Origin of the sequence: Mycobacterium sp. E2479, assembly GCF_001667925.1 — a bacterium.
Classification (GTDB): domain Bacteria; phylum Actinomycetota; class Actinomycetes; order Mycobacteriales; family Mycobacteriaceae; genus Mycobacterium.
Genome location: NZ_LZJR01000014.1, coordinates 42,049 through 49,835, shown reverse-complemented (window position 1 = coordinate 49,835; position 7,787 = coordinate 42,049). Strand labels below are relative to the sequence as shown.

Annotated in this window: 8 protein-coding genes; 1 reads left to right on the top strand and 7 read right to left on the bottom strand. The window is 66.5% G+C overall.

All coding sequences use genetic code 11. The features are described from left to right. From A5686_RS02270 to A5686_RS27005, 7 genes are all read right to left on the bottom strand, one after another. A partial coding sequence (locus A5686_RS02270; protein WP_197520449.1) for a hypothetical protein occupies positions 1-599 on the bottom strand: 599 nt, incomplete at its 3' end. Further along, entirely contained in the window at positions 596-1,513 is a 918-nt protein-coding gene (locus tag A5686_RS02265) for a VWA domain-containing protein (RefSeq protein ID WP_067930454.1), read from the bottom strand. The genes A5686_RS02270 and A5686_RS02265, both read right to left, overlap by 4 nt. Next, the gene (locus A5686_RS02260) at positions 1,510-2,487 is read right to left on the bottom strand and encodes a hypothetical protein (protein WP_067930451.1); all 978 of its coding nucleotides are present in this window, start codon (positions 2,485-2,487) and stop codon (positions 1,510-1,512) included. Before A5686_RS02260 ends, A5686_RS02265 begins: the two co-directional genes overlap by 4 nt. Continuing rightward, positions 2,478-2,951, bottom strand: a complete 474-nt coding sequence (locus tag A5686_RS02255; protein WP_067930449.1) for a hypothetical protein — start codon at positions 2,949-2,951, stop codon at positions 2,478-2,480. Before A5686_RS02255 ends, A5686_RS02260 begins: the two co-directional genes overlap by 10 nt. After that, positions 2,941-3,807: a DUF58 domain-containing protein gene (locus A5686_RS02250; protein ID WP_067930470.1), complete on the bottom strand. Its 867-nt coding sequence runs from the start codon at positions 3,805-3,807 to the stop codon at positions 2,941-2,943. The genes A5686_RS02255 and A5686_RS02250 overlap by 11 nt, the downstream gene beginning before the upstream one ends. Positions 3,808-3,814: 7 nt before the next feature. Beyond that, entirely contained in the window at positions 3,815-4,816 is a 1,002-nt protein-coding gene (locus A5686_RS02245; protein WP_067930446.1) for a MoxR family ATPase, read from the bottom strand. A gap of 54 nt (positions 4,817-4,870) precedes the next feature. Continuing rightward, positions 4,871-6,295 carry a hypothetical protein gene (locus A5686_RS27005; protein WP_067930443.1) on the bottom strand — a complete coding sequence of 475 codons (1,425 nt, stop codon included), beginning with the start codon at positions 6,293-6,295 and terminating at the stop codon, positions 4,871-4,873. 603 nt (positions 6,296-6,898) lie between these two features. Between A5686_RS27005 and A5686_RS02235 the strand changes: the two genes are divergently transcribed. Next, a complete protein-coding gene (locus A5686_RS02235) occupies positions 6,899-7,639 on the top strand; it encodes a TylF/MycF/NovP-related O-methyltransferase (protein ID WP_067930440.1) in 741 nt (246 codons plus the stop codon). Positions 7,640-7,787: the final 148 nt, after the last annotated feature.

Sequence of the window (7,787 nt, the reverse complement as noted above, 5' to 3'; positions counted from 1 at the left end):
GGGGGTGGCGCCGCCGGTGGCGATGGTGGCGGCGGCGGTGGCGCTGTCGGCGGCGCGGCGCTGAGTGCAGACCTCTTGGCCGCCAATCGGTTTGCGGCTTCGTCGCGGATGGCGTGTCGCTGCGGGTCCGGGTCGGTGTTGCCGGCGAAGCAACCCTGCGGCGCGGCTTCGACGATGGCCAACGCACTCGTGTAGCGTTCGTCGGCCCGTGCGCGGTCCCCCGCGGCCGCGGCCCGGTCGCCCTGAGTCTCGCGAACCAACTCGAGATTGACCCGCACCGGGCAGGAACCGACGCTGTCGCTGCGGGCCATCGCGTCGGTGAAGCGAGCGTCGGCGTCCTCTAACCGACCGCCGAGCACGGCGGCCGTGCCCGCGACGAACGGCGCCCTCGCCGGTTCCACCACATTGACGACTCCGAGGATCGCCGCGTCCCGCCGCACCGCGGTTGCGTCGCCACTCGCAAAGGCGTGGGTTGCCGAATTGCCGGCCAACACAACCACAAACAGCTTGATTGCGACCAGCAGCGCGGCGGCGACGACCGGCGCCGAATAAATGAAGAGCCGCCGCCGCAGCCGCAATCGCACCGGTCTGCGTGTCATGACGCCAAGTCCCGCCGCGCGATGCGACCGCGACGAAACTCGCGGACCGACAGGTAGATTTCCGCGAGCAGCAGCCCAGCCGCGAGCAGCGCAGGCAGCCAGTACAGCTCGGCGCGTTCGGAGGCGTCTACGCGGCTGGGCGGTGAATCGGGAAGGAGCGGCTGAAGGGGCGCTCCGAGGTCGCGGTGCAAGTAGTTGACATCGAGTTGTGCTGCCAATCTTCGCAATTCGGCTTCATCGATCGTTTCCGCGCGACCGTAACCCAGCACTGCTCCGCCGGCGACCGACCCCCGTATGAGGTTGAACTCGCCTTGTGTCACGCGCGATCCGGGCGCACCGGAGCCGAAGTAGAGCACCACGTTGCGCGAACCCGGGTACTGCTGTGTCGCCTGAATCAGCTGATATCGCAAGACATTGTCCGCCGCTCCCGCGTCGGCATCGGGACTCGGGCTCTGGGCGGTGAGCGCCGTGATGGTTGGGCGCAGACTCCAAACATCTTCGGAAAGCGGCCAATCCAGCGAAGCCTTCGAGGCGAAGCCGACGAGCGCATACCGTGCCGCGGGGTACCGTTTGATCAACGCCTCGATGTCCTCGCGCATGCCCACGATCCGTGGTTGACCGTAACCGTCGTTCTCGACCCCCGAGTAAGCCGAGCGATCGACGACGAGAAACACGTTGAGATTCGCGCCGGCGGGCGTTGCGCCCCGTTGGTTTCCGTCATCGAGAAGTGCCGGGCGGGTGGTCGCAGCGATGAGCATCAGCACCGCAAGCGTTACGGCAGCCCATCGCAACGCGGCCCGCCTTCGGCGTCCGGCCGAGAGCAGCGCCTGCCGCAGCGCCACCAAGCGCGCCAGCAATAGCGCGCCCGCGACGACGGCGAGGATCGGCCAGGGCAATACGGGCTGAAAGGTCATCGGCGCAACACCAGTAGGGCCACCGACAGCACTGCCGACGACAATAAGGCGATCACCAGCGGCACCACCGGCGCATCCCGGAAGTCCGCTGTCACAGCGGTGCCGTCGGCGCGGCGCGCCGGCGGCTTGTGCGCGCGAATCTCGTTGAGTGCCAGGGCCACTGATCGTGGATCCGGTGCACCGTACCGGCCACCGGTCTGCTCGGTAAGCGCGGCCAACGCACCGCTTGTGGGTGAGGGGGCCGTGTCGATCACATTGACTTGGGCCCGGGCGTGTTCGGCCAGGGCCCGGACACTGCCATCGGTGAACAGTTCGGCACGCTGCTCCCCGGCGGCGCGGAGATCCGCAGGACCGAGGTAGATGACCGAGCGCCGGTCAGGGCCGCGCTGCTCGGCGGACGGGAACCCAGAGAGGCACAGCGCGAGAACGTCGTTCACGCTTGCGGCGTAGTCGGTGTAGGAAACCGGCGCTGTGAACGACGCCGACAGCGCCTGGCGGGCACCGATATAGTCGCCGAAGCGCGCGGCGGCGTACTGATGGTCGCGCGTCAACGGCACCAGACGCCGGTTGGCCGATGTCAGGCCGATGCGTTGCCCCTGAGGGGACGCCGCGGCCTGCCGCGCGAAGTAGTCGAGCAGCTCCGTCGTCGCCGCGTCGCTCACCGACTGCCCGACGCACAGCATGATGTCCTCGGGGTGGGCGGCGTCGAAATCCTTGCTCGGCACGGCGGGACGGGCGGCGGCCCAGGTCGCGGCGCTGAACATAACCGTCAGCACCACCAACGTCACAATCGTTGAGAGCGAGCGCAGCCGCGCCACTTTCGCGTACTCGGGCAACCGGGTAAGCCGCGCGACATTGGCCAATGGCCGCAGTCGCCTCCGGGCTGCGGTCATCGGAAGCAACGCCGCCAGCGCGACAACTGCGATGAAAGCGGCCGCTCCGACCGCAGCTACCGGCCACCACGTCAGGTCCACGCGCGGATCAACTCCTGCGCCTGGGCACTCATATCGGCGACATTGATGCGCGATTCGGCATTGAATTGTGCATCACCGAGCTGGGTGAGCAGCGGTGCCGCCGGGGCTAGTTCCCCGTCGGCAATCGCGTTGATCTGCAGGTACTGGGCGCGCGCACCGGTCGCTTGATGCAGAAAGCTGCGCACCGTCCGGCTGATTGCCGCGCATGCCGTCGGAGCCGACATCCGCTCGGCGTCGTGCTCGCGTGCGATGCGCTGTACGCAGCGTGCGAATCGGTTGCGAATCAGCCAACCGTGCATTCGCCGTACGATCGGGATGCGCCGTAATCGGTGTGACGGCAATGTCCACATGACAATGCCTGCATACCAGGCCATTACGGCTATAGTCAGCACGGCCGCCAGCCACAGCCAGCACAACGAGTACGGCTGCGGACCGAAGATGTGGCGCAGCAGGTCATCCGGCACGCGCGGCCACCTCGGTCAGGCGAACGAGTTCGCGCCGGATATCCCTGCTGCCGGCGATCGTCGCGTGCGCAATGGCGTGAGCGGTCAGGAACGCATCGAGGCGATCGCGGCGCGCCCGCTCGGCACGGCGGTACGCGGTGACGACCCGCGGGCCCAGGTCGGCTCCGTTCAGGACGAAGCGACCGGTGGCGACGTCGTACCCGTCGGTGTTGTCGGGGCCCACCGCGGGCATGTCCGACACCATCGCCCAGATGATGTCGTGGCGCGCGGTCAATCTGGTGAGCACATCGTCGAGCCCGCCGTCGACATCGGGCTCATCGGATACCACGACGATGAGCATGGTATGTCGGTAATGCGTTGCGACGTACTCGAGTTGGGCGGTGACGTCGCTGCGGCCGGGACGGGTCGTGGTGTGCTGGTACCAGCGGTGCAGCAAGCCCTCGATGTGCGACTCGCCGCGGCGCTGCGGAATGTTCACGCAGCCGCGGCGGTCACCATAGACCATGCCGATCTGATCGGATCGCCGTAATCCGATCAATCCCACCGCGCCCATGACGTGCGCGGCGACGTCGCGCTTGCACTCCCCGCTGGGGGCGAGCGCCGACATGTTGCGGCCGGCGTCGGCGACCAGCAGGATCTTGTGATGCTTTTCGGATACGAACCGTTTGATGAGCACGCCGCCCGAACGTGCGGAAGCCTTCCAGTCGATGTCTCGCACGTCGTCGCCGGGAACGTACGGGCGTAGGTCGTCGAATTCCATGCTGCGCGTATGCAATAGCGCGTAGCGCCCGCCTTCGAGTAACCCGCGGGTGTCGGTGCCGAAATGCGCCTTGGCGCGGTTGAGATGCTTACCCAAGATGACCTCAGGGCACGCGCACAGCACGCAGCGCCGCGTCGACCACGACCTCGGAGGTGATGTCAGCGCTGGCCGCCTCGAAGCCGAGGATGAGCCGGTGCCGCAGCACCCGGTGCGCGAGGTTCGCGATGTCCTCGGGCAGCACGTGCGCGCGCCCGGCCAGCACCGCCTGCGCCCGGGCCGCCTTGCAGAACGCGATGGTGGCGCGTGGGCTGGCGCCATACTCGACCAGGCGCGCGATCTGCTTGGGCAACGCTTGCGCGGGGTGGCGGGTGACGTCGACCAGTTGGCTGGCGTACAGCATCAGCGCACGGTCCATATGGACATGGCGCACCACCTCCTGCACGCGCAGAACATCATCGAGGCTCACTACCGGCGCAGTCGGCCGTCCCTTGTCGTAGATGCCGGCGTCGATCCGCGACATGACTTCTACCTCCTCCTGCGGAGAGGGGTAGCGCACGATCTCCTTGAGCAGGAAGCGATCGGTCTGCGCCTCGGAAAGCGGATAGGTGCCTTCCTGGTCGACGGGGTTCTGGGTGGCTATGACTAGAAACGGATCCTCGAGGGGGTGCACCTGCCCGGCGATGGTGGTCTGCCGCTCCTCCATCGCCTCGAGCATTGCGCTCTGCGTCTTGGCACTGGATCGGTTGATTTCGTCGAGTAGCACGATGTTGGCGTGCACCGGACCCAGTTGAGTGACGAACGAATTGGTCGCCGAATCGTAGATCTGGGTGCCGATGATGTCGCTCGGCAGCAGGTCGGGCGTGCACTGAATGCGCTGAAAGCGCCCGTGAATCGACTCGGCCAGCACTTTCGCGGCCGTGGTTTTGGCCAGGCCCGGCACGCTTTCGAGCAGGACGTGGCCGCCGGCGAGCAGGCCGATCAGGAGCGACTCGCGTAGGTCGCGCTGCCCGACAATCTTGGCTGCGAAAGCCTGGGAGATGGCGTCGACGGTCCCCCGGACGCTATCGATTTCACGCTGATCCGATTGTGTTTGTGCTGTAGACATACGTCCGCTGGGATACCCAGGTGCCGGAGAACGACACGCCAAGCTGCCCGCTTACTACGGTTTGTTCCCTTGCCGCTTGGCTTTGGCTTCAGCCTCCAGCCGCAGCCGGATTGCGCGCGCCCGCGCCTCGGCCGCCACCGCTTGGGCTTCGGCGGCTTGCGCTCCTGCCCAAACCTCGGCAGCCCGAGCGCGGGTTTCGGCGGCTTCCGCGCGCGCCCGCCCCTCGGCAGCCAGCGCTTCGGCCTCGGCGGCTTCTGCGCGCGCCTGCTCGCGTGCCCGCGCCTCGGCGGCCATGGCTTGGGTTTCGGCGGCTTCCGCGCGCGCCCGCGCCTCGGCGGCCAGCGCTTCCGCTTCGGCGGATTTTGCCCGTTCCCGCGCTTCGGCGGCCAGGGCCTGAGTTTCGGCAGCTTCTGCCCGCTTCCGCGCTGCGGCGGCCAGCGCTTCGGCTTCGGCGGCCTCTGCCCGCTTCCGCGCCTCGATGGCCCGGGCTTCGGCTTCGGCGGCTTCAGCGCGGGCCCGTTCTCGCACCCGCGCCTCGGCCGCCAGCGCTTCAATTTCGGCGGCTTCTGCCTCCGCCCGCGCCTCGGCGGCCAGCGCTTCGGGTTCGGCGGCTTTGGCCTGCTTACGGGCTTCAGCGGCCAGGGCCAGGGCTTCGGCGGCTTTGGCCTGCTTGCGAGCTTCGGCGGCCAGCGCTTCGGCTTCGGCGGCCTCTGCCCGCTTCCGCGCCTCGGCGGCCAGCGCTTCGGCCGCTGCGGCTTCTGCATGCGCCCGCTCCCGTGCCCGTGCCTCGGCCGCCAGCGCTTGCGCTTCGGCTGCCTCTGCCAGTGCCCGGGCCTCGGCGGCCACCGCTTCGGGTTCGGCGGCCAGCGCTTCGGCGGCGGCGGCTTCTTCCTGCGCCCGCGCTTCGGCGGCCAGCGCTTCGGCTTCCGCGGCCAGCGCTTCAGCTTCCGCCGCCAAGGCTTCGGCTGCGGCCGCGTCTGCCCGTGCCCGCCGCTCGGCAGCCACCGCCTCGGCGTCGGCGGCCAGCGCTTGGGCGGCGGCAGCTTCTGCATGCGCCACTGCCTCGGCTTCGGCGGCCCGCGCTTCGGCCGCCGCGGCTTGTGCCTGCGCGTCCGCCTCGGCTTTGGCGGCCAACGCTTCGACGGCCGCGGCTTGTGCCTGCGCCTCTGCCTCGGCTTCGGCGGCGAACGCTTCGGCTGCCTCGGCTTCTTTCTGTGCCCTCGCCACCTCTTTCTGCGCCCGCGCCTCGGCTTTCAATTCCCGTCGCGACGGCTTTTGCTCGACCTGGGTCGTGGGTTGGCTGGCGCGCGGCTGAAGGTTCCGCTTCTGGGTGCCGGTGGCGACCCGCGACTTTTGTTCCACCGCCCTGTACGGGCCGGCCAGGTAATCAAACAAAACCAGGGCCACGCCAGCCAGCAACACCAGCGGTAGGGCCAAGGTCGGGCATGTGACCATGCCCCAGAAGCCGGCGACCGCCACTGGAACCGCCAATAACACGGCGGCCCCGGGATACCTAGTGCCTAGTTGCAAAATATTCGCGGGCAACGCGGACGACCGCGCGACCAACGGAAGTCGATCCGGCCGACTACCGACGACTTTCTGCGATCCCACGATCCCTCACCCTCACGGAGACGCTGGCACACCTACAGTGGAGACGCTGGCACATAAACAGTACTGTGCGCACGGTCGCGGCGGAATCTTAATTCTTAGTGTTTCCGTAGCAATTTCACCGCAGTACGGGCGTCACGCCAAGCAAACCGGCGGCGAGGTGAAGCAAGCCCGCGGCAAATGGCGGCTTCCGCAACGCCGCCGAGCGCCACATGCGGCTCATCCGCCACGCGGGTCGCACATGACACGCAGGAGTTGAGCGGGCACCGGGCCTCCTGCGCCGAGCGCCGGAATCCTCAATTCCACCGTGGATTACGCGTCAAGCCTCTACGCTGCCGATTAATCATGACGTGTCATCCGGCGAGGAGGCTGAGCGCATGAATTTCCACCCCCCATGGCGTCGCTCATGTCGATCGGTGTGGTGGCGGACGGCGTGGTGTGCGCATAACCGTTCGACGTAAAGAGATACCGTAGATGACCCCAGAACTTGCGCGTAGCAACGGGTTCGACTGGGACCGATTGGTGAAGATGCCCTCCGCGAGCGAAGAGTGGCATAAAGGGCACCAGGTTCTCAACTTTTATCCGATGGACAAGGATTATCGAGATTCACCGGCGGCTCGCGCAATGGTGACGGAATACTTTGCCGATGCAAAGCCTCTGAATACCGATGCGGCCGTGCTCAAGTTCGGCTCCGATGCCGTTAGGTTGCGCGGCGCGTACCTGGAGATGGGCGTGTGTACGGGAAGGACCATCAATTTCATCGCCGCGCTCAATCCGGAGCAACGCATTTGGGGATTCGATTCCTTTGACGGGCTTCCGGAAGAATGGGCTCGCACCGACCTTACCGTCCCCCAAGGTACCTTTCGGGTCAACACTGAAGGGTGGATGCCACCGGTTCTGCACAATGTAAGCCTGGTGAAAGGCATGTTTCACGAAACCCTTCCGCAGTTCAAATCTCAGATTCTGAAAACTACGCCCATCGCCTTCGTACATATGGATTGCGATTTATACGCTTCCGCAAAGGAGACCTTCGACCAGCTGGCCGATAACATCGTTTCGGGCACTGTGATAGTCTTTGACGAATTCTATAATTACCCCGAAGCCACAGAACATGAATTCAAAGCATTTCAGGAGTTCCTGGATTGGAGCGGGAAAGAGGCTGTCTACCTCGCATACAACCAGTACTTTGAACAGGCGGTCGCTCAGATAATCTGAGACCCGGCAGAGCGGTCAGGAACGGCGGTCGACGCCTCGAGGTCTGAGTCGCGCCCGCGCCCATCTAGCGGGATCGAGCGCGTCTGACGGGACCCCCCTCCGCAGCCGGCAAACACCTTTACTCGACCTTGACCGTGCGTTGATTCAG

What these genes read in the sequence shown, in the direction of transcription:
- A5686_RS02265 (WP_067930454.1), bottom strand. Translation starts at nt 1,513, where the DNA reads ATGACCTTTCAGCCCGTATTGCCCTGGCCGATCCTCGCCGTCGTCGCG.
- A5686_RS02245 (WP_067930446.1), bottom strand. Translation starts at nt 4,816, where the DNA reads ATGTCTACAGCACAAACACAATCGGATCAGCGTGAAATCGATAGCGTC.
- A5686_RS02235 (WP_067930440.1), top strand. Translation starts at nt 6,899, where the DNA reads ATGACCCCAGAACTTGCGCGTAGCAACGGGTTCGACTGGGACCGATTG.